This is a genomic window from Serratia marcescens (assembly GCF_001902635.1).
GTDB classification, from domain to species: Bacteria; Pseudomonadota; Gammaproteobacteria; order Enterobacterales; family Enterobacteriaceae; genus Serratia; species Serratia marcescens_F.
In genome coordinates this window covers 76,871-102,409 of the sequence record NZ_MJAO01000014.1, presented here as the reverse complement: position 1 = coordinate 102,409, position 25,539 = coordinate 76,871, and the positions used below count along the sequence as shown (strand labels likewise).

29 protein-coding genes and 1 riboswitch are annotated in these 25,539 nt (G+C 60.1%); of the genes, 12 read left to right on the top strand and 17 right to left on the bottom strand.

Annotated elements, in window-relative coordinates:
- Positions 1–264 carry a YtcA family lipoprotein gene (locus BHU62_RS15295; RefSeq protein WP_073532767.1) on the bottom strand — a complete coding sequence of 88 codons (264 nt, stop codon included), beginning with the start codon at positions 262–264 and terminating at the stop codon, positions 1–3.
- 216 nt (positions 265–480) lie between these two features.
- Between BHU62_RS15295 and BHU62_RS15290 the strand changes: the two genes are divergently transcribed.
- The 3 genes from BHU62_RS15290 to BHU62_RS15280 all read left to right on the top strand — a co-directional run bounded on the left by BHU62_RS15290 (position 481) and on the right by BHU62_RS15280 (position 2,983).
- The gene (locus BHU62_RS15290; RefSeq protein ID WP_073532766.1) at positions 481–1,092 is read left to right on the top strand and encodes a TetR/AcrR family transcriptional regulator; all 612 of its coding nucleotides are present in this window, start codon (positions 481–483) and stop codon (positions 1,090–1,092) included.
- Positions 1,093–1,271: 179 nt separating this feature from the next.
- Complete coding sequence (locus BHU62_RS15285) at positions 1,272–2,588, top strand: aconitase X (RefSeq protein ID WP_073532765.1); 1,317 nt, start codon at positions 1,272–1,274, stop codon at positions 2,586–2,588.
- Positions 2,585–2,983, top strand: coding sequence for an aconitase X swivel domain-containing protein (locus tag BHU62_RS15280; RefSeq protein ID WP_073532764.1), 399 nt, complete (start codon positions 2,585–2,587; stop codon positions 2,981–2,983). Before BHU62_RS15285 ends, BHU62_RS15280 begins: the two co-directional genes overlap by 4 nt.
- A gap of 51 nt (positions 2,984–3,034) precedes the next feature.
- Here BHU62_RS15280 and BHU62_RS15275 read toward each other — a convergent pair whose 3' ends face one another.
- Entirely contained in the window at positions 3,035–3,499 is a 465-nt protein-coding gene (locus BHU62_RS15275; protein WP_078062074.1) for a hypothetical protein, read from the bottom strand.
- Between the two features lie 98 nt (positions 3,500–3,597).
- Here BHU62_RS15275 and BHU62_RS15270 point away from each other — a divergent pair, with 98 nt between their 5' ends.
- The 4 genes from BHU62_RS15270 (at position 3,598) to BHU62_RS15255 (ending at position 7,629) form a co-directional block, all read left to right on the top strand.
- Entirely contained in the window at positions 3,598–5,280 is a 1,683-nt protein-coding gene (locus tag BHU62_RS15270) for a hypothetical protein (protein ID WP_139282290.1), read from the top strand.
- Between the two features lie 2 nt (positions 5,281–5,282).
- A complete protein-coding gene (gene eno / locus BHU62_RS15265) occupies positions 5,283–6,536 on the top strand; it encodes a phosphopyruvate hydratase (protein WP_073532762.1) in 1,254 nt (417 codons plus the stop codon).
- A gap of 65 nt (positions 6,537–6,601) precedes the next feature.
- Complete coding sequence (locus BHU62_RS15260) at positions 6,602–7,312, top strand: AzlC family ABC transporter permease (RefSeq protein WP_073532761.1); 711 nt, start codon at positions 6,602–6,604, stop codon at positions 7,310–7,312.
- On the top strand, positions 7,309–7,629 hold the full coding sequence (locus BHU62_RS15255) for an AzlD domain-containing protein (protein WP_073532760.1): 321 nt from the start codon (positions 7,309–7,311) through the stop codon (positions 7,627–7,629). Before BHU62_RS15260 ends, BHU62_RS15255 begins: the two co-directional genes overlap by 4 nt.
- 6 nt (positions 7,630–7,635) lie before the next feature.
- Here BHU62_RS15255 and BHU62_RS15250 read toward each other — a convergent pair whose 3' ends face one another.
- Positions 7,636–8,475 carry an AraC family transcriptional regulator gene (locus tag BHU62_RS15250; protein ID WP_073532759.1) on the bottom strand — a complete coding sequence of 280 codons (840 nt, stop codon included), beginning with the start codon at positions 8,473–8,475 and terminating at the stop codon, positions 7,636–7,638.
- 340 nt (positions 8,476–8,815) lie between these two features.
- Positions 8,816–8,912: riboswitch (TPP riboswitch) on the top strand.
- Between the two features lie 35 nt (positions 8,913–8,947).
- Between BHU62_RS15250 and thiM the strand changes: the two genes are divergently transcribed.
- The 3 genes from thiM to BHU62_RS15235 all read left to right on the top strand — a co-directional run bounded on the left by thiM (position 8,948) and on the right by BHU62_RS15235 (position 11,082).
- On the top strand, positions 8,948–9,739 hold the full coding sequence (gene thiM / locus BHU62_RS15245) for a hydroxyethylthiazole kinase (RefSeq protein ID WP_073532758.1): 792 nt from the start codon (positions 8,948–8,950) through the stop codon (positions 9,737–9,739).
- Complete coding sequence (gene thiD, locus BHU62_RS15240) at positions 9,739–10,539, top strand: bifunctional hydroxymethylpyrimidine kinase/phosphomethylpyrimidine kinase (RefSeq protein ID WP_073532757.1); 801 nt, start codon at positions 9,739–9,741, stop codon at positions 10,537–10,539. Before thiM ends, thiD begins: the two co-directional genes overlap by 1 nt.
- A gap of 84 nt (positions 10,540–10,623) precedes the next feature.
- Positions 10,624–11,082 (top strand): inhibitor of vertebrate lysozyme family protein, encoded by a 459-nt coding sequence (locus BHU62_RS15235; RefSeq protein ID WP_073532756.1) that lies wholly within the window; start codon positions 10,624–10,626, stop codon positions 11,080–11,082.
- A 38-nt stretch (positions 11,083–11,120) separates the two neighbouring features.
- Here BHU62_RS15235 and gutQ read toward each other — a convergent pair whose 3' ends face one another.
- The 11 genes from gutQ to BHU62_RS15180 all read right to left on the bottom strand — a co-directional run bounded on the left by gutQ (position 11,121) and on the right by BHU62_RS15180 (position 21,000).
- On the bottom strand, positions 11,121–12,092 hold the full coding sequence (gutQ, locus tag BHU62_RS15230) for an arabinose-5-phosphate isomerase GutQ (protein ID WP_073532755.1): 972 nt from the start codon (positions 12,090–12,092) through the stop codon (positions 11,121–11,123).
- A complete protein-coding gene (gene srlR, locus BHU62_RS15225) occupies positions 12,085–12,858 on the bottom strand; it encodes a glucitol operon DNA-binding transcriptional repressor SrlR (RefSeq protein ID WP_073532754.1) in 774 nt (257 codons plus the stop codon). Before srlR ends, gutQ begins: the two co-directional genes overlap by 8 nt.
- 83 nt (positions 12,859–12,941) lie before the next feature.
- A complete protein-coding gene (gene gutM, locus BHU62_RS15220; RefSeq protein ID WP_073532753.1) occupies positions 12,942–13,298 on the bottom strand; it encodes a transcriptional regulator GutM in 357 nt (118 codons plus the stop codon).
- 46 nt (positions 13,299–13,344) lie between these two features.
- Positions 13,345–14,124: a sorbitol-6-phosphate dehydrogenase gene (gene srlD / locus BHU62_RS15215; RefSeq protein ID WP_073532752.1), complete on the bottom strand. Its 780-nt coding sequence runs from the start codon at positions 14,122–14,124 to the stop codon at positions 13,345–13,347.
- Between the two features lie 10 nt (positions 14,125–14,134).
- Positions 14,135–14,497, bottom strand: coding sequence for a PTS glucitol/sorbitol transporter subunit IIA (gene srlB, locus BHU62_RS15210; RefSeq protein ID WP_073532751.1), 363 nt, complete (start codon positions 14,495–14,497; stop codon positions 14,135–14,137).
- 22 nt (positions 14,498–14,519) lie between these two features.
- Positions 14,520–15,497: a PTS glucitol/sorbitol transporter subunit IIB gene (locus tag BHU62_RS15205; protein ID WP_073532750.1), complete on the bottom strand. Its 978-nt coding sequence runs from the start codon at positions 15,495–15,497 to the stop codon at positions 14,520–14,522.
- A 15-nt stretch (positions 15,498–15,512) separates the two neighbouring features.
- Positions 15,513–16,061, bottom strand: coding sequence for a PTS glucitol/sorbitol transporter subunit IIC (locus BHU62_RS15200; protein ID WP_004941528.1), 549 nt, complete (start codon positions 16,059–16,061; stop codon positions 15,513–15,515).
- A gap of 234 nt (positions 16,062–16,295) precedes the next feature.
- The gene (gene fbaB, locus BHU62_RS15195) at positions 16,296–17,345 is read right to left on the bottom strand and encodes a class I fructose-bisphosphate aldolase (RefSeq protein ID WP_073532749.1); all 1,050 of its coding nucleotides are present in this window, start codon (positions 17,343–17,345) and stop codon (positions 16,296–16,298) included.
- A 286-nt stretch (positions 17,346–17,631) separates the two neighbouring features.
- The gene (gene yegS / locus BHU62_RS15190) at positions 17,632–18,537 is read right to left on the bottom strand and encodes a lipid kinase YegS (RefSeq protein WP_073532748.1); all 906 of its coding nucleotides are present in this window, start codon (positions 18,535–18,537) and stop codon (positions 17,632–17,634) included.
- Between the two features lie 465 nt (positions 18,538–19,002).
- A complete protein-coding gene (yegQ, locus tag BHU62_RS15185; protein ID WP_073532747.1) occupies positions 19,003–20,355 on the bottom strand; it encodes a tRNA 5-hydroxyuridine modification protein YegQ in 1,353 nt (450 codons plus the stop codon).
- Between the two features lie 306 nt (positions 20,356–20,661).
- Positions 20,662–21,000: a YegP family protein gene (locus tag BHU62_RS15180; protein ID WP_073532746.1), complete on the bottom strand. Its 339-nt coding sequence runs from the start codon at positions 20,998–21,000 to the stop codon at positions 20,662–20,664.
- A gap of 339 nt (positions 21,001–21,339) precedes the next feature.
- On the opposite strand from BHU62_RS15180, the gene BHU62_RS15175 reads away from it, so the two are divergent.
- Together BHU62_RS15175 and BHU62_RS15170 are read left to right on the top strand one after the other, a co-directional pair.
- Entirely contained in the window at positions 21,340–21,603 is a 264-nt protein-coding gene (locus BHU62_RS15175; RefSeq protein WP_004941563.1) for an antitoxin, read from the top strand.
- 3 nt (positions 21,604–21,606) lie between these two features.
- Positions 21,607–21,996 carry a type II toxin-antitoxin system VapC family toxin gene (locus BHU62_RS15170; RefSeq protein ID WP_047730091.1) on the top strand — a complete coding sequence of 130 codons (390 nt, stop codon included), beginning with the start codon at positions 21,607–21,609 and terminating at the stop codon, positions 21,994–21,996.
- A gap of 7 nt (positions 21,997–22,003) precedes the next feature.
- On the opposite strand, the gene baeR is transcribed toward BHU62_RS15170, so the two are convergent.
- Genes baeR through mdtD form a run of 3 tightly spaced genes read right to left on the bottom strand, consistent with a single transcriptional unit; the run spans position 22,004 to position 25,529 of the window.
- Positions 22,004–22,720, bottom strand: coding sequence for a two-component system response regulator BaeR (baeR, locus tag BHU62_RS15165; protein WP_073532745.1), 717 nt, complete (start codon positions 22,718–22,720; stop codon positions 22,004–22,006).
- Complete coding sequence (gene baeS, locus BHU62_RS15160) at positions 22,720–24,102, bottom strand: two-component system sensor histidine kinase BaeS (protein WP_073532744.1); 1,383 nt, start codon at positions 24,100–24,102, stop codon at positions 22,720–22,722. Before baeS ends, baeR begins: the two co-directional genes overlap by 1 nt.
- Entirely contained in the window at positions 24,099–25,529 is a 1,431-nt protein-coding gene (gene mdtD / locus BHU62_RS15155) for a multidrug transporter subunit MdtD (RefSeq protein ID WP_073532743.1), read from the bottom strand. The genes baeS and mdtD overlap by 4 nt, the downstream gene beginning before the upstream one ends.
- Positions 25,530–25,539 lie beyond the last annotated feature (10 nt).

The window sequence follows — 25,539 nt, the reverse complement described above, 5'->3', positions numbered from 1 at the left end:
TCAGTGGGGGAAAACCAGTAACCAGATCAGCATGGCGATCAGTGCGGTCAGCGCCGGATACGTCAGTAGCTGCGGTGCCAGCCAGGCGCGTTTTTCCGCGGTGCGCAGCAGCAGGTGGATTGCCACCATACCGGCCACGCCGCCGCACAGGCAAAACAGCCAGTCGGGGAACGAGGCGCCGAATACCACCATGGACGGTGCCGGCGAGCACCCGGTGAGCAACAGCGCGGTCAAGCAGGTGATAAGCAGTTTTTTGTCTGGCATAGGGCGTTCTCTGGCGATTTGCTTAGGTGGCTGGCTGAATAAAATGACTCTTTTTCAGTGAGAGAGGTCACTGTTTGCCTTCCCAACGCTTGCGCCTGGGAAACTAGAATGAATACTCTACTTCAAATTAGAGGGATTAATCTAGTTTTTTGTGTCGCCCTGCCTTCACGGCGGCAAATGGGTATAATGCGTTGATCATAGTTGGCAGATACGAATATGCATATCGACGAACACATCTCTGGGCGGGAGCCGCAGCAGGAAAGAGGGCGGCAACGCGTACAAACCATTCTGGATTCGGCGGCGGCGATCGTGGCGCAGGACGGCCTGGCGGCGCTCAGCATGCAGCGGCTCGCCAAACACGCCAAAACCTCCATCGGCTCGATGTATCACTTTTTCCCCGATCGCCATGCGGTGATCAAGGCGTTGGCGGATCGGCATACCGAGTCGGTCGAGGCGCTGGTCAGCGGCATGGCGTTGGCCAGTGACGAAGAGTGGCGGCGGCTCTCCGCCGAGGACGTGATCCAGCGGCTGTTTTCACCCTATGCGCAATACCTGCGCGAGCACACCGACTACCTGCCGGTGATGCGGGAAATGAACCTGCCGGACGAAAAGTCCACTTTCCTGTCGCTGATTGCCAGAGTGCTGCAGCTGCGCCGCCCCGAGACCGCCGAAGCGGAGATCTTGCAGCAAACCCGGCTGTTGCAAAGCCTGGTGGCCGGCACCTTGCACCACATTTTCAAGACGGCGCCGCAGAGTGTGGCATTCTCGCTGGCAGAGCTGCCCGGCGTGCTGAGCCTGTATCTGGCGGGGAAAGAAAGCGCGGCGTAGGCAATGGGGTGAGGGTTTGCGGCGGCCGCGTGCGTGCCGTCGCTGTGGTGCAAGTTGGCCGCTTATTGTTATTAATCTTCTGATTATTGATATTTCCATTCTTTTTGTAGTGTTAATTTCTCGTCACGCTAAATATTGAAGGGGCCTCTCTGGTGCTCCCTCCAAGGAATCAGTGACTTATGCAACTAACCGAAACGGATCAGGCATACCTTGCCGGCGCGGCCGGGCCTGGCGTGCAAAAGTGCATGCAGGTGCTCGTCAACTTTTCGAAAGCCTTTGGCGCGCCGAAGCTGGTGAATATCGCCAGCGCGCACGTGATTCCCAATATTCCCTTGGGGCTGCTGGAAACGCTGACCGAGGGGGTGGAAACGCTGCCTGTCATGACCACCCTGCATCCCCACATGTCCGCGCTTTGCCCCAGCGCCTGGCCGTCGATGGGCATCGACACGCAGTATGCGCAGGCGAAACTTCCCGATGTGAAACGCCGGGCGGCACTGTTTGCGGAGAAAGGATTTAATCAAACCTACACCTGCTACCCGGCGATGGTGGGCAGCCTGCCGAAAAAAGGCGACTACGTCTCCTGGATCGGTTCCGGAGGGCAGGTGCTGGTGAATTCGACCATCGGCGCACGCTGCAATCGCGACGGGGCGTTGCTCACGCTGGCGGCGGCCATTACAGGCCGTTCGCCATATTACGGCTTGTTTCTGGATAGCAACCGCCTGGCGAAGGTGTGGGTCACGTTTGACGGGCTCGATGCGAATCGGCTCTCAAAAGCGGAGCTTAGCGCGATAGGTTATTACCTGGGGGCGCAGGCCAAATCACACAATATCGTGATCGACGGCATCGACCGTGAACTCGGCATGGATCATCTTAAGCAGATCATGATCCCGCTGACGGTCACGGGATCGGTGGGGGTTTGCCATGTTCTCGGGGTGACGCCGGAAGCCGACACGTTGAAAGAAGCGTTTGGCGGGCGTCGCCCGGTGAAAAAGATCTCGGTCGGCCGCGAGATCTTGCGTCAGTCGCTGGCGCAGTATGCGCCGAAGAGCGGGGCGGGCGTTCCCTTGTTGTCGCCGCAGGCCGGCGTGACGCCGAAGCGGGACATGGCCCCGACCGATATGGTGGTGCTGGGGTGCCCGCACTTGACCATTCAGGAGATCCGTTTACTCGCCGGTTTGCTGGCGGGGCGGCATATTCCGCGCCATAAACATTTGTGGATCGGGTTGGCGCATCAGCAATACCAGCTCGCCAGGGAAATGGGCTATGCGGCGACCATTGAACGCGCGGGTGGCGTCATGGTCAGCGCCTGCATGTCCACCATTCCTGATTCCCCCATCCCGGCGCAGGTCAATTCCGTAATGACGTCTTCGATGAAGGCCGCTCATTACATCACGCAGTTGAATCAGAAACGCCTCTCCGTGGGCGTTGCGGACATCGAATGTTGTATTCAGTCATTGCTCGATTCAACCGCCCCCACACCGCAGGTGACCGCATGAAATTACAGGCCAGATCGCTGAACCCAGGGTGCGTGACCGCAGAGGTGTTTCTCGTCGAACAGGCATTTTCGTTCATCGGCGACTTCGATCCTCAGACCGGGGCGCTGCTGATCCCGCATCATCCACGCTATGGGGAGTCGTTGGCGGGAAAGGCGCTGGTGTGCCCGGGCGGTAAAGGCGGGACCATGGCGCCGTTTTTGATTTACGAAGCGTTTCAACAGGGTAACGCGCCGGCGGCGATCATTTGCAATCGTGCGGATCCGATTCTTTTTGAGTCGGCGATGGCGATAGACATCCCCATTTTTGACAGCTTCGACGGGGACGTTTTGGCGCTGTTCACGCAGGGCCAACTGGTGGAAATTAACGGCGAAGACATTGCCATTGAGGCGTGTTAGGTCACAGATAAATAAAGCACCGGTTGAGCAAGGGGCCGGTGTTTTATATTTTCAAGCATGCTCAGCCTGCATTTTCAGCCAGAAGTCTTCCTGGCAGCGATTATAAAACTGCTTTTTCTGCGGTGAAATGGCGTATCCGCCATCGTGCACTACTTCATAACTTACCCAACACTCACGGCAAACATCATCCGATTGGAACGTATCGGATTCCATTTTATATAAAATTTGAACGCCATTATTAAACGCGTAAAGGATTTCGCGTTCTTCGATCATGTTTTCCCCTTCCGGAAATCGTTCGATGGTTTCCGTTTTATTGACCGTTCTTACCGGTGACGGCAGCGCATGGATAGCGCAAAGGTAGCTGTAGAGTCGATGCATGGCAATCTGTTCCAAACGCGCCACAGGCGGAAATACGTCGCTAAAGAGTAAAGCAAATGCCTGCTGTTGAAAAGGCGAAAGAGGGGCGAACAGCGGGCGGATTTTCCCGCCTTGCGCCAGCTTGGCGGACTTTGGCAATTAACTGGCGTATTTTTTATATTCCGCGATTTAGGCTCATTGCTACTATTTTTATCCCGAAAACCTCACGGTAAACAATGATAATGATGAGCAACGAGTTGGCTGATTCTATTTTTGATCCGCGTGGAGAGAACCGCTTTTACGAATTACAGTTGGCGCCACGCCCCAGCCTGCAGGCATTAAGGGATGGCAAAGTTCTGTTTTTTGACAATACCAAGTTGGATTTCTGTCATTACCGCGAAATATTCACCCGCCTTGAGGCGGTGTTGAATGAACACGGGATTCATCATATCGAACATGTTCGTCAGTCCGTGCGCGGCACCATGACGGAACAGATTCGCGCGCTGGCGGACAACCTGGCGCAAAGGCAGGTTCAGGCCGCCGTGGTGGCGTTAGCCGACATGGGAACGTCGGTGATGACCACCATCCTCGCCATTGAGCTGGAGAAAAGGGGGATCGCCACGCTCTTGATCGCCTCGCCTCCCGGAGACAATCTGGCCGAACATGTGGCGCATTACCGGGCGGGGCAGCTGTGCATTTGCCGTCTCGATATCTATCAGGCAAGCACCGTCAGCGATATCCGCCGGCAAGTTGACGCCCAGTGCGCCTACGTGTTGGAGGCGCTCACTTGCACCGGCAATACGCAGGCCGCCGCTGAACTTCATCCGAAAATGGATCGCGATCGGCATGTGTCCGGGGCGGAAATGATGCGCTACAGCGGTCTGGATGCGCTGATGGCGGAGTATGAAAGCCAGTCTATCGGCGATGGTTTGCCGGTGATCCCGCCGACGCCGGCGCGTTTTGCCGCCATGCTGGAATACTGCGCTGAGCCGCTGGATACCGTGCTGATACCCGAGGCGGGGCCTTCAGGCAAAAACATCCGAGTGCGGGATGTGGTCGTCAACAGTATTCTGGCCGGCTGCAAGCCCGCATTCTTGCCCATTGTGATGGCGACGATCCGCGCCATGGCCGATCCTGCATTCAACTTCCAGCAATCGATCACTACCTCGTACAACGGCGGCAACCTGGTGCTGGTCAGCGGCCCGATTGCCGACGAACTGGGGATCAGTTCTGGCCAGGGCTGCATGGGGCCGGGATTTCGCGCCAATGCCACCATTGGTCGGGCCGTTAACCTGACGATCCTCAATGTGTGCCGCGCCTACCCGGGCAAAGCGGATCTGGGCTGCCTCGGTTCGCCGGTTGAATTCACTTACTGTTTTGCCGAAAGCCTGAGCCACAGTCCGTGGCCGACGTTGAATGAAGAGCGGTTCGGGCCTGGGGCCACCAGCGTGTATCTGATGAAGGCGGAACCGCCGACCGACGTGGTCGATTTTCTGAGCCAAACGGCGGACAGCCTGCTTGAGGTGATTGTCGACAGCGCCACCCATCTGGGGCGCATGAACGCGTACATCCCGGGGCGAATCTTGATTGTTCTGACGCCCGATCACGCCCAAATGCTGCAGAACGCGGGCTGGAGTAAGAGCGCGCTGCGGGAATATTTGCACGCACATATTCATAACCCGCTTGGTGCCGTGCAGGGCAAAGGCCTGGTGCCCGTGAGGCCGGCGCAGTTTGCCGGCCGCGATCCCATGCCGGCGACGCGCAGCGCCCAGGATATCGATCTGGTCGTCGCAGGGGGACGGGGCGGGCATTCCGCCATTTTGGCCAGCTGGGGGCTCTATTGTGATGCGGTGCTCACGCCGTTGACGCTGCCCGGCGGGCAACTTGCGCACACGATCGAGGATTTTCATTCCCCCTTGTCAGCTCAGGAGAGCCGTTAAGCATGCCAACCATTATAGATATTTGCGCGCGTGAAGTGTTTGACTCCCGCGCGGACATTACGCTTGAGGTCGAAGTCGTGCTGGACAGCGGTAAACGCGGCCGCAGCATCATCCCGACGGGCTGTTCCAAAGGCAAGCATGAAGCGATCGAGGTGCGCGACAACGATCCCCTGCGCTTCAGCGGCCAGGGCGTCTTGCGGGCGATAGACATCGTGCACACCGTGATTAAACCGCAGCTGCGCGGCCTGTCTCCTTATGCGCAAGAAGAGATCGACCGCATGTTGATCGCGCTGGACGGCACCGTGAATAAGAGCCGGCTGGGGGCCAATGCGATTTTGGGCGTGTCGTTGGCGGTGGCGAATGCCGCGGCGGTGCAAAGCAATCAGTCGCTGTGCGATTACGTCAGTCGCGGCCGGGAAAAGTCCATGCCGCAACCCATTTTTTCCATGTTATCCGGCGGCATGCATGGCGATGGCAACTGCGATTTTCAGGATTTTCAGGTGATTGCGCTAAATGCACCGCATCTTGAAGCGGCGTTGCAAGTCGGCAAGAACGTGCATATGGCGCTGAAATCCTTGCTGATGGCGCGCGGGATCAGCACCGGCGTTTCCGGCACTGGAGGGTTTCTGCCGCCGCTAAGCTCCAATGAGCAGGGGCTGGCGCTGCTGCTGGAAGCCATTGAAAAGGCGGGCTATGAGCCGGGTGTCGAGGTCGGGTTGAGCATGGATATCGCGGCCGAGATGTTCTTTAAAGACGGCCGGTATCATCTGGCAGCTGAAGGGCGAACGCTCACGACCGCGGCCTTTATTGATTACCTGGCGTCGCTCTGCGGGCGCTATCCGATCATGCTGATGGAAGATCCGTTGGGAGAGGACGACTTCGACGGGTGGGTTGCGCTGACGCGGCGGCTGGGCGGCGAAATAGAGCTGGTGGGCGACGATCTGTTCACCACCAATCTGGCGCGCTTTGAGCAGGGCGTCGCCATGCAGATGGCCAACTCGATTTTAGTGAAGCCGAATCAAATCGGCACGCTGAGTGAAACCATGAACCTGGTGGCGTCAGCCAAAGCGGCCGGATACGGCATCGTGTTCTCACGGCGCTCCGGTGAAACCGAGGACACCAGCATCGCCGATTTGGCGGTGGCGCTGAATGGCACCAAGGTGAAGTTTGGCTCCTTGGCGCGTACCGAGGCGATGGCCAAATACAATCAGCTGTTGCGATTGCAGGACGCGATCGCCAATGCGCAGCGGGCCTGATTTCGCCTGTCATCCTTATAGCTTCCCCCGTCAGCGGGGGAAGGCTTATTCTCGAGAGCCGTACCATGAAGCCGATGTCTTTCTTTATTCAGGGCAATAAAGACGCCATGCCCCTGTTGCTGGGCTTGCTGCCCTTCGCCGTGCTGACCGGTGTCAGCGCCATTCAGGCGGGAATGACGCCCTGGGTTGCCCAACTGTCGTCTTTGTTGCTGATGTCCGGGGCTTCACAAATTGCCGCTGCCACGCTGATGACGGCCGGCGCGGCGCCGTTTGTGGTGATCGTCACGCACATTGCGATCAATTTTCGCTATGCCATCTACAGCGCCGGGTTGTCTCAGCTGAAGCTCCATTTCACTCCGCTGACCAAGCTCGCGGCGGCGCAGGTGCTGATCGATCAAACTTACGCGCTGACGTTTTTGCGTTGTCAGGCCCAGCCGCCGAGCGCAAAAGAGAAAACGCTGTATTACTTCGGCACGGCGTTGCCGATGTGGCTGGTGTGGCAAGCGGGAACGGCGGTGGGGATCCTCGCCGGCCCGCTGATTCCCGCCGGCTGGCATCTGGAGTTCGCCATCACCCTGTGTTTTATCTCCCTGTTGGTGCCGATGTTGAAAAACGCCCCCATCGTGGTGGCGGCCACCTGTGCCGGGCTGGTTTCCGCCTTTACCAGCGGCTGGCCCTATAATCTGGGATTCTTGTTTTCCATGGCTGTGGGCGTATTGGCCGGCGGTGTGTATCACAAGACCCGATGGTCTCAACGCCGTGGGGAAGCGTCATGAGCGAGACGACGATTTTATGGGTGCTGGTCATCAGCAGCCTGGGTACGTTTCTGCTGCGCTACTCCTTCCTGTGGCTCAATGACCGCCTGCCGTTTCCCGAACGGGTGGGCGAGTGGCTGAAACTGATCCCGGCTACGGCCATCGTGTCTCTGATCGTGCCTGCCTTGATCGCGTCCCCCTCGGCGCTGACGGTTGAAGGCGCGCCAAAACTGTGTGCGGCGCTCGTGGCGACGCTGGTGATGTGGAAAACGCACAATGCCACCTTGATGCTGCTGCTCGGCATGGCGACGTTTTGGCTGATCGGCGGGCTGGGCTGACCGCGATCAGCGTGCGTTGGGCTTGGGCAATTGGTCGCGGTACTTCTTCGGCGTGATGTCCCGGTGGTGTTTGAAAAAGGAGATAAAGGCGCTGGTGGTGGAGAACTCGAGATAGTGGGCGATCTCGGTGATCGGTTTGTTGGTGGTGAGCAACTCCAGCGCCAACTGCAAACGCACCTGCTGGCGCCACTGCTGATAACACATGCCGGTTCCCTGGACGAACAGCCGATGGATGGTGCGCTCGGATGCGCCGCAGTGGGACGCCAGCTCATTCAATCGGGGCACCATTTCGCCTTTTAGGTGGTAACACTGCAGGTAGTTGCGTACCCGGGAATCGTTAGGCAAAGCCGGCCAGGTGGGGGGATGGGCGGCGACCCGGATTTTATCGATGAGCAGGGATTGCAGATGGAACTCAGTTCCCGCCATCCAGTCGGTGTGGAAAGGGGAGCGGCACATGGTCTCGATAACCTCTTCCAGCAGCGGAGTGACGGTAAATATTTCGACGCTTTTCGACAGCGACGCGAAGCGTTTTTGGTCGAGATAAACGGCGCGAAAATCGACATTGTCGCGGAGGATCACATTGTGGGAAACGCCGCCTGGGATCCAGAGCAGCTGGTGCGGCAGCACAGAGCAAATGCGCGCTTCCAACATGACGATAGCGGCGCCCGATTTGACATAGACCAACTGGCCTTTGGTATGCGAGTGCATTTTCGAACGCAGCGAGTGTTCTTTCTCATGTGAGAAAGAGGCGTAGATCGACACGATGGGCGTATCAATGGCATCGGGGTCAAAATGTTCATTAAGCAGATCTGAATTGACGAAAATGGATTCAGTGATTTCTGGCATAGCATCATGACTCATAAAATGTGTGGCTATATTAATGAGAATTGATGAGTTGTGTCTAGCGCCTGCATACGACTCTTGCCTCCGGTAACACTTTTTGCGCCTGTTTAACGCGGGGAACGTGCTTTCCAGCGTTAAGGCGGGGCGCAAACCAGGCTCAGTAATTATCAGTAAGTTTGATGTTTCTCGGGCCGCAAACCGGCGGTGGGCCGGCCTTGCGGTTTTTTGTCCAGTGCCCGCGTTGCCATCAGGCGTGCAGCCGATTTAATCGCTTGTTTGTCCGCGCCGCGGCTGGCATGATCCCTCTCAGGGATTAACGCAACGTTGATCACAACCTATTGATTTTCATGACTCGGGGTGCCCTTCCGCGTGAAGGCTGAGAAATACCCGTATTACCTGATCTGGATAATGCCAGCGTAGGGAAGTCACGGCCGCCCAACCGGCGCCGCCTTCTTGAACGCCGGTTGGGAGGAATATGATCGCTCGACCTGATGCACTACCCGGCGCGCGCGCCGCGGCCTGTCTGACCCCATTCCAACAGCGGCCTCCGCTGATCCACTGCCTGACCAACGAAGTGGTGCAGTCGCTGACTGCCAACGTGCTGCTGGCGCTCGGCGCTTCCCCGGCGATGGTGGTGGAGCCGCAAGAGGCGGCGCAGTTCAGCGCGCTGGCCGATGGCCTGCTGATCAACATCGGTACCCTCAACGCACTGCGCGCCGAATCGATGCGGGCGGCGGTGGCCGCCGCTAATCAGGCCGGCAAACCCTGGACGCTGGATCCGGTGGCGGTCGGCGCGCTCTCCTACCGCACCGCCTTCGCGAAACAGCTGCTGGACGAGAAGCCGGCGGCGATACGCGGCAACGCCTCGGAAATCATGGCGCTCAGCGGGCTGCTCGCCAGTGGCCGCGGCGTGGACAGCGGCGATGATTCACTGGCGGCGCTGCCCGCCGCGCGTGAACTGGCGCAGCGCAGCGGCGCGGTGGTGGCGGTGACCGGCGCGGTGGACTATGTCACCGACGGCCAACGCGACTGGGCGATCGAGGGCGGTTCCCCGCTGATGACGCGGGTGGTGGGCACCGGCTGCGCGCTGTCGGCGGTGGTGGCGGCGTTTTGCAGCCTGCCGGGCGATCGCCTGGACAACGTGGCGACCGCCTGCCGGGTGATGTCCCATTGCGGCGGCCTGGCTGCCAAACGCGCCGCCGGTCCGGGCAGCTTTACGCCGGCATTCCTCGACGCCTTGTACCAGCTGCGTGGGGAGGATCTGTGATGAAACGCATCAACGCCCTGACCATCGCCGGTACCGATCCCAGCGGCGGCGCCGGCATTCAGGCCGATCTGAAGGCTTTCTCGGCGCTCGGCGCCTACGGCACTTCGGTGATCACCGCGCTGGTGGCGCAGAATACCCGCGGCGTGCAGTCGGTGTATTACATCGATCCGGCGTTCGTCGCCGCACAGCTGGACTCGGTGTTCAGCGACGTGCGTATCGACAGCGTCAAGATCGGCATGCTGGCCAATGCGGACATCGTGCAGGCGGTCGCTGAACGTCTGCGTCATTACCGGCCGGAATTCGTGGTGCTGGATACCGTGATGCTGGCGAAAAGCGGCGATCCGTTGCTGGCACCGGAGGCGGTGGCGTCGATCCGGCGCGAATTGTTGCCGCGGGTGTCGATCATCACGCCGAACCTGCCGGAAGCGGCGGCGCTGCTGGACTGCGCACCGGCGGAAGATGAAGCGCAAATGCGCGAGCAAGGGCGGGCGCTGCTGGCGATGGGCTGCCGGGCGGTGTTGATGAAGGGCGGCCACCTGAGCGAAAGCGAGAGCCCGGACTGGCTGTTTACCGCCGAGGGGGAACAGCGCTTTACCGCGCCGCGCGTCGCCACCCGGCATACCCACGGCACCGGGTGTACCCTCTCGGCCGCGCTGGCGGCGCTGCGCCCACGTCATGCCGACTGGGCGACGACGGTGGCCGCCGCCAAAGACTACCTGCAAAAAGCGCTGCAACAGGCGGACACGCTGGAAGTGGGGCATGGCATCGGGCCGGTGCACCATTTTCACGCCTGGTGGTGAGCCAACTTTTTGTAGCCATCGTGGTCTGACTTGTTCGGGCCCGGTTTTATGGGCGAAACCTGATTCAACCTAGGGAGAAGGATTATGACGGGACACCAGGCGCTGCGTTGCGCCCTTTTCGGCGCACTGCTCAGCTTCAGCGCGGGCAGCTTTGCCCAGCAGATCGTCACCACGTCGGATTTGATTCAGCAGCCGGGGTATCAGACCAGCTGGCAAAACATGGTGAAAGGCCAGGCGCGGATGCCGGGCTGGGCGCGCAAGGGCGTCGGCACCTCCACGCCGGCGCAGCACCTGAGCTGGAAGGGTAAAGAGTATCTGGTCGGCAACCTGTGCAAACCGCACGACTGCGGCAATAATTTTTTGATCGTGGCGTTCAGCGCGGATAAATCCCAGGCCTGGGGCGTGCGGGTGGAGGTGGAAGACCGGCCGGAGGCCGTCGATCATCCGAAGAAATACGCCAAGTACCAGTGGCTCGGCAAGCCGGATGAAGGCATGAAGGCGCTGCTGAAGCAGCAGTTCGAGAACAATCCCGACTGGAAATAATCCGCCAGGGGGCGCCGGTGATGGCGCCCCTGCGTTGATCAGCCGATGCCGGCCTGATGCAGATCGTGCAGGTTGAGCGCCCCTACCAGCACGCCGTCCATATCGACCACCGGGGCTGCGCTGATGTGCTGTTCGTGCAGCGCTTCCAGCGCCTCGCCGGCGCGCCACTGCTCCGGCAGCCGATAGCCGGGGCGGGTGATCGCCGGGCTGAGCGGAGCCTGCAGGCTATTGCCCTTCACCAGCCAGCGGCGCAGGTCGCCGTCGGTAAACACGCCTACCACCCGCTGCTGCGCGTCGCAGACCGCCACTAACCCGAGCCCGGTGCGGCTCAGTTCCAGCATCGCTTCCATCACGTTGGCGCTTTCGCTGACGTGCGGCAGGCGCTCGCCGGTGCGCATCAGGTGATGCACGCGGTTCAACAGGCGCGCGCCCAGGCTACCGCCCGGATGCGAACGGGCGAAGTCCTCCGCGTTGAAGCCGCGTTGGCGCATCAGCGCCATCGCCAACGCATCCCCCATCATCAGGGTGTTGACCGCGCTGGAGGTCGGCGCCAGCCCCATCGGGCAGGCTTCACGCTCGACGCCGATATCCAGCACGCAGGCGGCGCCCAGCGCCAGCGGCGACTCTTTGCCACCTGTGATGGCGATCACCGGAATGCCGTTCTCTGCCAGCAGCGGCAGGATCAGGTCCAGCTCTTTGGCGCGGCCGGAATAGGAGATGAATACCACCACGTCCTCGGCGCCGATCATGCCGAGATCGCCGTGCAGTGCCTCCGCCGGGTGAACGAAGAACGACGGTGTGCCGGTGCTGGCCAGCGACGCGGCGATTTTCTTGCCGATATGGCCGGACTTGCCGATACCGGAAATCACCGCCTTGCCACGGCAGTTCAACAGCAGTTCGCAGGCGCAGACGAAGTTGTCGTCCAGGCGCGCCAGCAGGCGCTGCGCTTCGGTCAGCTCGATCTCCAGCGTTTCGCGGGCGAAGGCGAGCAGGGCGTTGGCGTTACTCATCGGGGTCTCCTACCAGAATGGTATTGATGCCTTTCGCCTGCAGGGCGGCGAGGTAATCGGGGTTGATGTCTTTGTCGGTGATCAGCGTGTCGACGGCGCTGAGTTCGCACACCACGTTAGGGCTCTTGCGGCCGAATTTTGAGGAGTCCACCAACAGGATAATGCGGCCGGCGGCTTCGCACATCGCTTTGCTGACGTTGTGCACTTCGTTGAACGTGGTGACGCCGGCGTTGAGATCGACGCCGTCCGCGCCGATAAACAGTTTGTCGAAGCTGAACTGCTGAAACGCCGATTCCGCCAGGCTGCCGTGGAACGAGGCCGATTTCTTGCGGTAGGTGCCGCCAGGCATCAGGATGGTCTGATCGTTGTCCAGCTCCACCAGCGCGTTGACGATGGTCAGGCTGTTGGTCATCACCGTGATGTTATTGAACTGTGCCAGGTGCGGCACCATCTGCAGCACCGTGCTGCCGGCGTCGAAGATCAGCGAGTCGCCGTCGGCGATCAGCGCCACGGCGGCGCTGGCGATGCGGCGTTTTTTCTCGGTGTTGATATGGGTTTTGCGGTCGATCGGCTGATCGCCGTCGTCACGGCTGAGCACCACGCCGCCGTAGGTGCGGATCACCTCGCCTTCTTCTTCCAGCAGGGTGAGATCCTTGCGGATGGTGGTGCCGGTGGTGGAGAAATGCTCGGCCAGGGCGTCTACCGCCGTTTTGCCATGCCGCTGCAGATATTCAAGGATAGCGGCCTGCCGCTGCTTTGGTTTCATCGCGATTCCCGTTCACAAGAGTTGGGCATTTCCCCTCGCTGAATAATTCACTATGAAAGGTAATGTCTTTTAATGTGAAAATATCACGATTTGGGTTCAATCGCTAACGATAGTGCAGACTGGCATGCGCGATCCTCGGGGAAGATCACATCCGGGCGCAAATCCCGCTGATGCAAACCGTGCAATCGAGGCAGTGGGTGGGGCCGGGCGAAAACGGTCAGGCCGCGCAGCAACAGGCTGCCGCACACCCGCCGATCGGCGTCGAAGGCCAGCGCCAGCACCACCCGCGGGCGGAAACGGCCGCCGGAACGGCCGACGCCGACGGCACCCAGCCGGCACAGGCCGTCGAAGGCGCGGTTGAAGCGCTGCAGTTGCCACCAGCCGAAGGCGATTTGCAGCAGCCAGGCCAGCAATGCGAAGGCAATCAGGGCTTGTGTCATGGGGGGCTCCTTAGGCCCCCTTCTGCGGAAGGGGGCGTCGATGGCGTCAGAACATCACCTGGCCGCCGGTGATGTTGATCGATTGGCCGGTGCAGTAAGAGGCCTTATCGCTGGCGTAGAACAGCAGGGTGTTCAGCACGTCCTGGTAGTCGCAACCGCGCTTCAGCGGCACTTTGTCGATGTAGTACTGCTCTACCTGATCCGGCGCAATGCCCAGTTTTTGCGCGTACTGCGGCAGCAGCGACTGGAACATCGGCGACTTCAGCAGGTTGCCGAGCATCAGCGAATGCACGGTAATGCCATACTCCGCCAGATCGAGCGCCAGCGACTGCGTCAGCCCCACGCCGCCGAACTTGGCGGCGCTGTAGCCGGAGTTGTGCTTGCTGCCGACCTTGCCGGACTTGGAGTTGATCTGAATGATGCGCCCGGCGATGCCGTCGCGGATCATCAGGCGCGAGAACTCGCGGGCGCAGAGGAAATAGCCCACCAGGTTCACCTGTAGCGAGCGGTCGAAGTCGCCCAGCGGGAAATCGGTAATCGGCGCCGCCTTGGCGATACCGGCGCTGTACACCAGCAGGTTGGCCTGGCCGAACGCCCGGTCAACCGCCGCCGCCAGCGCGATCACGCTCTGCTCGTCGGTGGCGTCGGCCTGAAAACCGCAGGCGCTGCCTGCGCCGTGCTCCTCGTTGATCTGCTGTGCCACCTGATTGGCATTGCCGGCGTTCAGATCGGCCACCGCCACCCGATAACCGGCCTGCGCCAGCCCGTGGGACAAAAAGGCGCCTAACGTTTGGCCACCGCCAATCACTACAGCTACTTCAGACATGGTCTACTCCTTATGCGATAAATGACAGCGTGCTGCCCAATGGGATATCGGCCGGCGTCGGGCCGGATACGTGGATCGAGCCGGGGAATTCGGCTTCGGCTTCGCCGTCGAAGCGCACGGTAATGTGGCCCAGTTCGCGCAGATTCTGCGTGGCGACGCTGCCGACGGCGGTGATGGCGTAACGCTGCTGCGCCAACTCCATCACGCCGCCGACCTGTAGCTCGCCGGCGGTCGCACCGTGGCGGTGGATAAAGCAGAACTCTTCGATATCCGCCGGCGCGCCTTCACGGAAGGTGATCAGCATGTTGTCCAGCAACGCGTCGCGGGCGCTGCCGCCGATCTGTGTGATAGTGGTGTGAAAAATGGTGTGCATGAACGTCTCCCTGAACAGCAAGCTATTGATAAATGAAGGCCGAGGCGGCCCAGGCGATCAGGACCGTTGGCGCGCCGGTCAGGAAGCGGCCGACCAGCACCGAGGGCACGCCGACCCGCACGGTGTCCTGCTTGGCTTCCGCCAGCGACAGGCCAACCGGAATGAAGTCGCAGGCGGCCTGCGCGTTGATGGCGAACAGCGCGGGCAGCGCCAGCTGCGGCGGAATATGGCCGAGGCCGATCTGCACCCCGACCAATACGCCGATCACCTGGGCGATGACCGCGCCGGGGCCGAGGAACGGCGACAGCAGCGGGAACGAGCAGATCAGCGCCAGCGTCACCAGGCCGATCGGGCTGTTGGCCAGCGGCGTCAGGCCATGGGCGATAAAGTCCCCGAGGCCGGAGGCCATGATGATGCCGATCAGCGCCGAGACGAACGCCATAAACGGCAGGATGGTCTTCAGCACGGTGTCGATGGTGTCGCGCCCGGCCTGGAAGAACACCGCCACCACCGATCCCATGCCCATGCCGACCTTCGCCAGCAGCCCGTCGCTTTGCTCGGTGATCTTCTTGCTGGTGTCGTAGTCGCGCGCCTTGGGCGGCGTTTCGGCGACGGCGGGTTGGCGCTCTGCCGCTTCAATCCGGCTGATATTGTGGTCGCGCACGCCGGAGACATAGATGTCTTCGAGGATAAACTGCGCCAGCGGGCCGGACTGGCCGGTGGCGTGGATGTTGACCGTCGGAATGCGGCGCTTCGGGTACAGGCCGCAGCGCAGGGTGCCGCCGCAGTCGATCACCGCCACGCCGATCTCTTCCGCCGGCGGCTCGCCCTCTTTGAAACCGTCGACGGCCGGCCAGCCGGTCAATTCGCTGAGGCGATCGACAATGGAAGGCCGGGTGCCGGCGGTGATATACACCACTTTCTTGCCGGGTTCGATCGGCAGCTCCAGGGGGCCGCCCCAGCCGCTGGCGCCTTTTTCAATACGGATATAAGCACTCATGCTGCACTCCATGAATTAAAGTTGCACCTGGCGATCCAGACGGATGCCCATCTTGCGTTCGAACAGGCTGGTGGTCAGATCGGTGACCCAGCCGCGGAAGAAGTTGGTGAACAGCCCCACCAGGAAATAGCTCACTGCCAGCGGGCCGAGCGGCAGGCCGAGGGTGGTCAGGCCGCTGGCGATACCGAGGTAGACGAACAGTTCGCCGGGGTTGATGTGCGGGAACAGGCCGTTCATCGAGTGGCAGCTGTAGGAGGCCGCCGCGTAGTAGCTCGGCTTGTATTTCTCCGGCATGAAACGGCCCAGGCTGAGGGTCATCGGGTTGCAGAAGACAAAGGTGCCGATCAGCGGCAGCAGCAGATAACGCGAGACAGGGTTGCCCGCGCAGCGCTGCGCCAATCGTTCGATACGTTCCTGGCCAACAAACTTGATCAGTGCGTTCATGATAACCAACAGGCTGATCAACAAAGGTAAAATGCCGGTCACCATGCCGACAAACACTTCACCGCCTTTCTGAAACAGGCCGATAAACCACTCGGCGCCGTGGGTGATTAGCTCAATCATTATGTTCTCCTGTAATGGACTGATATGGCCTGGAGCGAACGGCGGCTCTGTCGCCATGGGCCTTACAGTAGTCACTTTGTTGGGCTATTTGTTTTAAATAGATCACAGTTTGAAAGATAAATATTTTATTTTGAAAGTTTAAAATGAAAGAAAGAGAAGGGCGGTGTCTCAGAACTGGGGGAACGGGCACAAAAAAGCCCGGCGAACCGGGCTTGCGACAAGCGGTCTGTCACATCAGGCGATGGTGACCTTCTTGTCCAGATAGGTGTCTTGCACGGCGTTGATCAGTGCCACGCCGTCTTTCATCGATTTCTTGAACGCTTTGCGCCCCAGGATCAGGCCCATGCCGCCGGCGCGTTTGTTGATCACCGCGGTGCGCACCGATTCCTGCAGATCGTTCTCACCGGCGGCGCCGCCGGAGTTGATCAGGCCGGCGCGGCCCATGTAGCAGTTGGCCAGCTGGTAGCGCACCAGATCGATCGGGTGATCGGTGGTCAGCTTGTTATAGACGCGGTCATCGGTGTAGCCGAATTTTACCGCGCGGTAGCCACCGTTGTTTTCCGCCATCTTCTGTTTGACGATGTCGGCACCGATGGTGGCGGCGATGTGGTTGGCCTGGCCGGTCAGATCGGCGCTGGAGTGGTAGTCCACGCCGTCCTTGTTGAACGCCGGGTTGCGCAGATAGGCCCACAGTACGGTGACCATGCCCAACTCATGTGCGCGCTCGAAGGCGATCGAGATCTCTTCAATCTGGCGGCGCGACTGCTCGGAGCCGAAGTAAATGGTGGCGCCGACCGCCACCGCACCCATGTTGAACGCCTGCTCGACGCTGGCGTACAGGGTCTGGTCGTACTGGGTCGGGTAGCTCAACGTTTCGTTGTGGTTGATTTTGACCAGGAACGGGATCTTGTGCGCATAACGGCGCGATACTGCCGCCAGCACACCGTAGGTGGAGGCGACGCAGTTACAGCCGGCTTCAATCGCCAGTTCGACGATGTTCTTCGGATCGAAATACAGCGGGTTGGCGGCGAACGAGGCGGCGGCGGAGTGCTCGATGCCCTGATCGACCGGCAGAATAGACAGGTAGCCGGTGCCGGCCAGGCGGCCGTGGTTGAACAGGGTTTGCATCGAACGCAGCACGCTGTTGGGTCGGTTGTTATCGATCATTACGCGGTCGACGAAGTCGGCGCCCGGCAGGTAGAGATTCTCGGCGGGGATAGTGGTACAGCGGTGTTGCAGCAGATCTTCCGCTTCCTTTCCTAGCAACTGCACAATATCAGTCATGATTCACTCCCGATTAAGCTTCTTCATACACCGGTAATGCAAGGTATTTTGACCACCGGCGCAGTAAAAAGCGGTGATTGAAGCTGTAAAGCGATACTACCGAACTTGATCCGGCAAGGAGAAACAATAGATGCGATTGAGAGGAAATGCCATTTACGTAGCCAAATACGCGGGGGCGATCGCCCCCGGCGCGCTAAGCGGTTGATTATTCGATCTCGAACCCGTCGCTGTTCCGTCGGGATATCGGGAGAAGCAAGACGGAGCGCAGAGGCTGCGCCCGGCAAGGTCAGCCCAGCAGGGCGCAGTGAGGCGGCAGGCGGCATTCGATGGCCTGCGGCAAGACTTCGATGCGAAAATGGCGGCCTTTTAGCGGCTCGCCGTCGAGGTTGAAGGTCATCTCGTGCGGCGCGTCGATCTCCAGCCACGGCAGTGCCGCGCTGAGGATGCTGTTGCTCTCTTCGTCATTGAACAGGGCGGCGACCAGCGCCGGCAGCAGCTCATCGGCGATCAGCAGGCGCAGTTGCAGCAGGCCGTCGTTGATCAACGCACTGGGGCACAGTTCCTGGCCGCCGCCGGCCTGCTTGCCGTTGCCGATGCCGATCACCAGCGCCTCACCGGCCCAGCGGAAGTCCGGCCCGCGTATTTCGCAACGGTCGGCCTGCAGCGTATCCATGCGCAGTAAACCGTGAACAAAGTAGGAGACGCCGCCCAGCGCCGCTTTCAGTTTTTCCGGCGTTTCGGTGGTGATGCGGGTGCCGAAGCCGCCGGTGGCCATGTTGATGAAGTAGCGCTTGCCGTTGACCTTCGCCAGATCGATCGGCACCGAGCGGCCCTTAATCGCCAACTGCAGCGCCTGTTCCGGCGACGAAGGAATATTGCAGGCCACGGCGAAGTCGTTGGCGGTGCCGAGCGGCAAAATGCCCAGCACCGGTCGGCTGTGCGCTGGCAATTGCACCAACGCGGCGGCCACTTCGTTGATGGTGCCGTCGCCGCCGCCGGCGACAACGGTGCCGACGCCGAGCTGAGCGGCTTCAGCGACGTAGCGTTCGGCGTCGCCGTGCTCCCAGGTGACGCGCACGTGCAACGTAATCTGCTCTTTGCGCAACTGTTTGACCGCCAGGCGCAGCTCTTCGTTGCCGGCGCCCTTGCCGTTGATAATAAGCAGAGCGGGTGCATGCGGGTGTTTAGGCATTGCCGATAATCCTCCGGCGGAAAACCAATAAAACCTCAAGATAAACCAGCCGCCGCCGGCAGACCATCAGAATATTCAGCTAATTTCGGTTATTTCCCATTGCGCAGTGAATATGACGGTATAGGGAATTTATCTGAATTTTACCCAGAGAGAAGCGGGCTTTTAATGGGGGATGAATCGCAGTAGCGTTATTTATATATCGATGCGACGTTATTATTTTTATTAAAACGGATAACGGGAGAAAGTTATGGAAATAGGCACGCGGATGAAAGCAGGCCGGCCCCATAAAGAAAAAGCCAGCCCAAGGGAGATTGGGCCGGCTAAGGAGGTGGTTCCTAGTATTGCTATGCAAGTATTTTCGTTGTTCGTTTTAAGCAGCGTGATAGTAACCAAGCTGCGAACACATTGATGTGATCCAATTCTAATATTTGCTAAAAATCGCCGCCGAATGACGGCGATTCGTTTTTACGCCCCGGCGCTATTTTCTTCCGTCAAATTGCGGATCAGCAAAGCATAATTGAGATCGATATCCTGCGGGATCGGTAAATAAACGATATGGCCGTTGCCCGGCGCCACTTCAATCGGTTCGCCTTTTTTATTTTGCATGCTTTCGAGGGTGAACAGCACGTTGCCGCCTGGCGTCATCATCTCCACGCTGTCGCCGAGCGCGAACTTATTCTTCACGTCGACTTCCGCCCAACCGTCACGGCGCACGCCGGTGAATTCGCCGACGAACTGCTGGCGCTCGGAGAGCGACGAACCGTACTCGTAATTCTGCTGCGCTTCGTGTACGTGGCGGCGCAGGAAGCCCTCGGTGTAACCGCGGTGCGCCAGGCCTTCCAGCGTGGTGAGCAGGGTCGGATCGAACGGCTTGCCGGCGACGGCGTCGTCGATGGCGCGGCGGTAGACCTGCGCGGTGCGCGCACAGTAGTAGAAGGACTTGGTGCGGCCTTCGATCTTCAACGAATGCACGCCGAGCTGCGTCAGGCGCTCGACGTGCTGGATGGCGCGCAGATCCTTGGAATTCATGATATAGGTGCCGTGCTCGTCCTCGAAGGCGCTCATATATTCGCCTGGCTTTTGCGCTTCAGACAGCATGAACACCTTGTCGGTCGGTGCGCCGATGCCCAGCGTCGGCTCGACGGTTTGCACCGGGATCGGCTCGTGCTGGTGCACGATATTGCCGGTATCGTCCTCTTTACCTTCCTCCGCTTTGTACTGCCAGCGGCAGGCGTTGGTGCAGGTGCCTTGGTTGGGATCGCGCTTGTTGATGTAGCCGGACAGCAGGCAACGGCCGGAGTAGGCCATGCACAGCGCGCCGTGGACGAAAATTTCCAGCTCCATGTCCGGCACTTCGGCGCGGATCTCGGCGATCTCTTCCAGCGACAGTTCGCGCGACAGGATCACGCGGGTCAGGCCCATTTGCTTCCAGAACTTCACCGTCGCCCAGTTAACGGCGTTCGCCTGCACCGACAGGTGGATATCCATCTGCGGGAAGGCTTCACGCACCATCATGATCAGGCCGGGATCGGACATGATCAGCGCGTCCGGCCCCATGTCGACCACCGGCTTCAGATCGCGCAGGAAGGTTTTCAGCTTGGCGTTGTGCGGGGCGATGTTCACCACCACGTAGAATTTTTTGCCCAGCGCATGAGCTTCATTGATGCCCTGCGCCAGATTCTCGTGGTTGAACTCGTTGTTGCGCACTCGCAGGCTGTAGCGCGGTTGGCCGGCGTAAACCGCATCGGCACCATAGGCGAAGGCGTAACGCATGTTTTTCAGCGTTCCGGCCGGGGAGAGAAGTTCCGGTGTAAACATAGTGTGTCTCGGTCTGATTTCAGGTCAGTATACCTCTGTCTTTCTAACTGCAGCGTTGTTGGCTGCATTCGCTCACTCCCGTCACTTGGTTGACCAAGCTCCTGGAGACTCACGAACTTGCCGCTTAGTCTAGCTGCCGTATGAAAGCCAGTGGGTATATCGCGCCCCAGATGGCGCAGTAAAAGCGGGGGATTGTAGCCGCAGCGCGGCAAGAAATCAGCAGTTAACCGGATTTATTCAAGGGAGATTGATCCCGGTCAAATGGAAAACGCGCGATGGTGGCCACCGCGCGGGCGAAACGGGGGATCAGGCGCTCAAATCGCGGATATCGATGGTCGGGCCGTTTTTCATCACCGACTGGATGCCGTGTTTGGCCGCGCTTTCGGTGCTGTACATTTCGCTGACGCCGATCACCTGATGGTTCTTGGCCTTCAGCACAAAATAGGGCTGATTGCTGGTGCTGTGCTTCAGTTCAAATTGCGCTTCGTGCGGCGAATTGGTCTGCACCGAGGCGATGCCGTTCTCCGCCGAGGCTTTGCTGGCGTACATCTCGCTGACCAGAATGATCTCGCCGTTACTGGCTTTCAGGTTGAAGTGGTACTGTCCGTTCTTTGCTTTTTTCAGCTCGTAATGACCGATGGCCATGGTTCTTCTCCTGTAGGTTCCGATTCGTGATGTAAGTGTAGCCAATCGCTTGAAAATCGGCGGCTAAACCTCATGCCAGCCTAGTCGAAAAAATGCGCAGTTTTTTTGCGTCGGCGTGGCGTTTTCGTCCTGGAAACATCGCGTCGCACGGGGAGCTAAAGAGAAGGCGTGGTGATTGCGTAGTGCGCCGCATAATGACAATAACGAGGTTTCATCGAGCGGCATTGCGCGTTACCTTTTGCCCGCTACGTAAAGGTGAGTGAAAAATGAGCGATACATCTTGGCATCGACACGCTACAGGCATATGCTTTGGCCTATGCCTGCTGTGGAGGTGTCGAGATGGAAAGAATCGCAAAGCTGTTTAAAAACGGCAGAAATCAGGCGGTGAGGTTACCGGTGGAATTTGAATTTGATACGGATCGTGTCTATATCCGTCGCGATCGGGAGGGCAACGTGATTTTATCCAAATATCCGGCAAAGCCGGACAGCTGGGCACCGCTGCTGAGCATTATCGCCCAAACGCCGGTGCCGCAAGAGTTTCTTGGCGCGGAAGATCGTCAGCAAGGGGTTGCAGACCGCGATCCATTCTCAGAGGAAGAGTAGGCGATGTACATGTTTGATACCAACACCGTCAGCCACTTGTTTCGGCAGCATCCGCAGGTGCTTAACGTCATGGAAAAGCTCCCGCCTTCTGCCGTATGTATTTCCAGCGTCACGGAAGCGGAACTGCTTTACGGTGTGGCTAAACGGCGGAACAAGGCGTTGCAAAGCATGGTCGAGGCCTTTCTTGCCGCGGTGACGGTTTACGCATGGGATAGCGAGGCCGCCCGCTGCTACGGTGAAATGCGCGCGAACATGGAGAGAAAGGGCAAAATCATGGGCGCGCTGGATCAACTGATCGCCGCTCACGCGCAGAGCCGTGGCGCGACGCTGGTGACCAACGATCGCGCATTCGCCATGGTGCCCGGGTTGGCGGTTGAAGACTGGACGCGCTGATTTCCCCCTAAATCCCATTCACCAGCCGGCAGGGCTCGGCTTCCCAGCGGTAACCCACGCCGTATACCGAGCGGATAAAGGATTTCTCGCCGTCGATCAGCTCCAGCTTGCGGCGCAGGTTTTTGATGTGGCTGTCGATGGTGCGGTCGGTGACCACCCGATAGTCGTCATACAGGTTGTTCAGCAGCTGCTCGCGGGAAAACACGTTGCCCGGTTGGCTGGCCAGCGTTTTCAGCAGGCGGAACTCCGCCGGCGTCAGATCCAGCAACTGCCCCTGATAGCTGGCCTGGAACCGCGGCTCATCAATGTGCAGCAGGTCATCTTCCCGCGCGTTCTCCTGCGGCCGATAGCTGCGGCGCAGAATGGTTTTCACCCGCGCCACCACCTCGCGCGGGCTGTAGGGTTTGCAGATGTAATCGTCGGCGCCGATCTCCAGCCCCAGCAGGCGGTCGATCTCTTCGATTTTCGCCGTCACCATCACGATCGGCACGTCGCTGAAGCGGCGTAGTTCGCGGCATACCGTCAGCCCGTCGGCACCCGGCAGCATCAGGTCGAGCAGGATCAGCGCCGGCGGATGCTGGTGCACGGTCGGCACCACCTCATTGCCGTTGGTTAGCCAGCGGGTGGCGTAACCCGCCGCCTGCAGATAATCCACCAGCAGTTGGCCCAGTTTGGGTTCATCTTCAACAATCATGATCTGCACGGGGTGATTCTGAATGTCCATCAGGGCGCCTTATTTTTGATAGGGATGGCAAACTCTACTGTAATCCGCACGCCGCCTAAAGGCGAATGCTCGGCGCGGATTTTCCCGTCATGCGCTTCCACGATGTTGTGGCAGATCGCCAGCCCTAACCCGGAACCGCCGCTGGCGCGGTTGCGTGAACCTTCTGCCCGGTAGAAACGTTCGAAAATGCGCGTCAGTTGCTGATCGCTGATACCCGGCGCGCTGTCCTGCCAGTAGAGGAACAGCCGCCCCGGCTGCAACTCGGCGCTGATTTCCAGACGGCCGCCGGCGTCGGTGTAGCGCAGGCTGTTTTCCAGCAGGTTGTTGAACAGTTGGTTTAGGCGATCGGGATCGCCGAACAGCGGCGCCTGGGCCGGCAGATGGGTGACGATCTCCAGCCCTTTGGCGCGGAAGCGCTCGCGGAAGGCGGCGACGGCGATCTGCAGCAGGTGCACGCAGTCCACCGACGACTTGCGGTAGGCCAGTGCGCCGAGATCGGAGAGCGAGAGTTGGTGCAGATCGTCGACCAGTTTGGTCAGGGTGGACACCTCGGCCTGCAGCGAACTGAGCGAATCCGGCGTTGGTTGGCGCACGCCGTCCTGCAGCGCCTCCAGCTCGCCGCGCAGTACCGCCAGCGGCGTGCGCAGTTCATGGGAGACGTCGGCCATAAAGGCGCGGCGCATCTGCTCGTTTTTCTCCAGTGAGGTGGCCAGCTGGTTGAAGTCTTGCGCCAGCCTGCCCAACTCATCCTGGCTGCTGACCGCCACGCGAGCGGTGAAGTCGCCTGCTGCCAGGCGGTGGGTGCCCGCCACCAGGCGTTTGACCGGGGCCAGCATGCCGCGCGACAGCAGCCAGGTCACCGCCGCCGCCAGCAGGGTAGAGAGCGCGACGATGATCCAGCTGGTGCGCCGCTGCTGGCGATCGAAGTTGATATCGGTATTGCGCGTCAGGCGCTCAACCGGCGTGGTGATCACCCAACCGACGATCTCATTGTTGTAGCGGATCGGGTGGCGCGGGCCCTCTTTCGGCACCGGCCCGGAGTGGCCCACCAGCCGGTTGAACTGGCTGTCCACCACCCAAAACTGGGTGCGCCAGCCTTTGGGCGGCAGATTGTGGCTGCTGTCGCTGTTCTGCTCGAACGAGCGCATGATCTGGTAGATCACCTGATCGTTGTTGCGCAGGAACACCCAGTTGCCGTGGCGGCTGTATTGCTCCTCCAGCGCTTCGCTCAGCATGTTGATACGCTGCTCGTTGCTGTGTTTGATGTAATCGATAAAGCCGCGTTCAAAGCTGACGCGCACCCCCCAATGCATGGTGATCAACACCAGCATGCAGGCGGCGAAAATGGCCAGGAACAGCTTCCCGGTAATGCCTATCTTCATTGCAACCTCGTTGAACCGGTGCCCGGCTCTTTGGTCAGTGTGCGGTTGGGCGCGCTATCGGCCGGCACGCGCGCGAAGGCCAGCGCGGGCAGGGCGATAATCAACGCCATACAGCAGTAGCTGTAGATAAATGCGCTATGGATGGCCGGGCTGTCGGCCACCGCCTGATGTTGGGCGAAGCTGCCGATCAAGATGCCGGCGACGCTGACGCCGAGGCTCATCGACAGCTGCATGACCATCGACAACAGGCTGTTGCCACTGCTGGCCAGCCGATCCGGCAGGTCTTTCAGCGTCAGGGTGTTCATCGCTGAGAAGCGCAGCGAGTTGACCATCCCCTGGAAGAACAGCACCACCGGCAGCAGCCACAGCCAGCCGAGCAGCGCCGCCAGCAGGAAGCTCAGGCTGACCAGCGCCAGCAGCAGCGTGGCGGCCACCAGCACGTTGCGGTAGCCGAAGCGGTTGACCACCTGTACCACGATGCGCTTCATGCCCATGCTGCCGATGATCATCGGGATCATCATCAGCCCGGCGTGAAACGGCGTGAAGCCCATGCCCACCTGCAGGAACAGCGGCGTCATGAACGGCAGCATGCCGCTGCCGATGCGCCCCAACAGGCTGGCCAGCAGCCCGATTTTATAGGTCGGGGTGCGCAGCAGCCGCAGCGAGAACAGCGCGCGGCTATTGCCGTAGGCATGCCAAACATACCCCAACAGCGCCGCCACGCCCAGCGCCACCAGCCCGGCGATGGCTGCGCCGGACAGCCCCATGCCTTTGTGGCCGTCGAGCGCCAGCGTCAGCGACGCCATGCCGACCGCCAGCAGGATAAAGCCGCTGAGGTCGAAGCGCCGGGTTTGCATTTGGTAGTTGGGCATCAGCAGCAGCGTGGCGATGGCACCTACGATGCCCACCGGAATATTGATCAGGAAGATCCAGTGCCAGCTGGCGTATTGCACCAGAAAACCACCCAGCGCCGGCCCCATCAGCGGGCCGATCTGGCCCGGCAGCGTCACGAAGGTCATCGCCGCCATGTACTGCTCGCGCGGCACGATCTTCATCACCGTCAGGCGGCCGACCGGCACCATCATCGCGCCGCCGATGCCCTGAATCACGCGCGAGGCGATCAGTTCGTTCAGGGTTTCCGAACGGGCGCAGAGGATAGAACCGAGGGTGAACAGCACGATGGCGCTGAAAAACACCCGCTGTACGCCGACCTTGTCCGCCAGCCACCCGCTGGCCGGCAACGTCACCGCCACCGTCAGTACGTAGGAGACGATCACCGACTGCATGCGCAGCGGGTTTTCCCCCAGGCTGGCAGCCATCGAGGGCAGGGCGGTGTTGACGATAGTGGTATCCAGCGTCTGCATAAAGAAGCCGAATGCCACTATCCAGAGTTGCCAGCGTACCGTGGCGGTGTGTTTCATCAGCATCGGTCGGCCA

What these genes read in the sequence shown, in the direction of transcription:
- thiD (WP_073532757.1), top strand. Translation starts at nt 9,739, where the DNA reads ATGAAACGCATCAACGCCCTGACCATCGCCGGTACCGATCCCAGCGGC.
- eno (WP_073532762.1), top strand. Translation starts at nt 5,283, where the DNA reads ATGCCAACCATTATAGATATTTGCGCGCGTGAAGTGTTTGACTCCCGC.
- baeS (WP_073532744.1), bottom strand. Translation starts at nt 24,102, where the DNA reads ATGAAGATAGGCATTACCGGGAAGCTGTTCCTGGCCATTTTCGCCGCC.
- mdtD (WP_073532743.1), bottom strand. Translation starts at nt 25,529, where the DNA reads ATGCTGATGAAACACACCGCCACGGTACGCTGGCAACTCTGGATAGTG.
- yegS (WP_073532748.1), bottom strand. Translation starts at nt 18,537, where the DNA reads ATGCCTAAACACCCGCATGCACCCGCTCTGCTTATTATCAACGGCAAG.
- BHU62_RS15170 (WP_047730091.1), top strand. Translation starts at nt 21,607, where the DNA reads ATGTACATGTTTGATACCAACACCGTCAGCCACTTGTTTCGGCAGCAT.
- srlD (WP_073532752.1), bottom strand. Translation starts at nt 14,124, where the DNA reads ATGTCTGAAGTAGCTGTAGTGATTGGCGGTGGCCAAACGTTAGGCGCC.
- BHU62_RS15205 (WP_073532750.1), bottom strand. Translation starts at nt 15,497, where the DNA reads ATGAGTGCTTATATCCGTATTGAAAAAGGCGCCAGCGGCTGGGGCGGC.
- BHU62_RS15255 (WP_073532760.1), top strand. Translation starts at nt 7,309, where the DNA reads ATGAGCGAGACGACGATTTTATGGGTGCTGGTCATCAGCAGCCTGGGT.
- BHU62_RS15175 (WP_004941563.1), top strand. Translation starts at nt 21,340, where the DNA reads ATGGAAAGAATCGCAAAGCTGTTTAAAAACGGCAGAAATCAGGCGGTG.
- gutM (WP_073532753.1), bottom strand. Translation starts at nt 13,298, where the DNA reads ATGACACAAGCCCTGATTGCCTTCGCATTGCTGGCCTGGCTGCTGCAA.
- BHU62_RS15250 (WP_073532759.1), bottom strand. Translation starts at nt 8,475, where the DNA reads ATGCCAGAAATCACTGAATCCATTTTCGTCAATTCAGATCTGCTTAAT.
- BHU62_RS15260 (WP_073532761.1), top strand. Translation starts at nt 6,602, where the DNA reads ATGAAGCCGATGTCTTTCTTTATTCAGGGCAATAAAGACGCCATGCCC.
- BHU62_RS15290 (WP_073532766.1), top strand. Translation starts at nt 481, where the DNA reads ATGCATATCGACGAACACATCTCTGGGCGGGAGCCGCAGCAGGAAAGA.
- baeR (WP_073532745.1), bottom strand. Translation starts at nt 22,720, where the DNA reads ATGGACATTCAGAATCACCCCGTGCAGATCATGATTGTTGAAGATGAA.
- BHU62_RS15280 (WP_073532764.1), top strand. Translation starts at nt 2,585, where the DNA reads ATGAAATTACAGGCCAGATCGCTGAACCCAGGGTGCGTGACCGCAGAG.
- yegQ (WP_073532747.1), bottom strand. Translation starts at nt 20,355, where the DNA reads ATGTTTACACCGGAACTTCTCTCCCCGGCCGGAACGCTGAAAAACATG.
- fbaB (WP_073532749.1), bottom strand. Translation starts at nt 17,345, where the DNA reads ATGACTGATATTGTGCAGTTGCTAGGAAAGGAAGCGGAAGATCTGCTG.
- thiM (WP_073532758.1), top strand. Translation starts at nt 8,948, where the DNA reads ATGATCGCTCGACCTGATGCACTACCCGGCGCGCGCGCCGCGGCCTGT.
- gutQ (WP_073532755.1), bottom strand. Translation starts at nt 12,092, where the DNA reads ATGAGTAACGCCAACGCCCTGCTCGCCTTCGCCCGCGAAACGCTGGAG.
- BHU62_RS15285 (WP_073532765.1), top strand. Translation starts at nt 1,272, where the DNA reads ATGCAACTAACCGAAACGGATCAGGCATACCTTGCCGGCGCGGCCGGG.
- srlB (WP_073532751.1), bottom strand. Translation starts at nt 14,497, where the DNA reads ATGCACACCATTTTTCACACCACTATCACACAGATCGGCGGCAGCGCC.
- BHU62_RS15200 (WP_004941528.1), bottom strand. Translation starts at nt 16,061, where the DNA reads ATGATTGAGCTAATCACCCACGGCGCCGAGTGGTTTATCGGCCTGTTT.
- BHU62_RS15180 (WP_073532746.1), bottom strand. Translation starts at nt 21,000, where the DNA reads ATGGCCATCGGTCATTACGAGCTGAAAAAAGCAAAGAACGGACAGTAC.
- BHU62_RS15235 (WP_073532756.1), top strand. Translation starts at nt 10,624, where the DNA reads ATGACGGGACACCAGGCGCTGCGTTGCGCCCTTTTCGGCGCACTGCTC.
- BHU62_RS15295 (WP_073532767.1), bottom strand. Translation starts at nt 264, where the DNA reads ATGCCAGACAAAAAACTGCTTATCACCTGCTTGACCGCGCTGTTGCTC.
- srlR (WP_073532754.1), bottom strand. Translation starts at nt 12,858, where the DNA reads ATGAAACCAAAGCAGCGGCAGGCCGCTATCCTTGAATATCTGCAGCGG.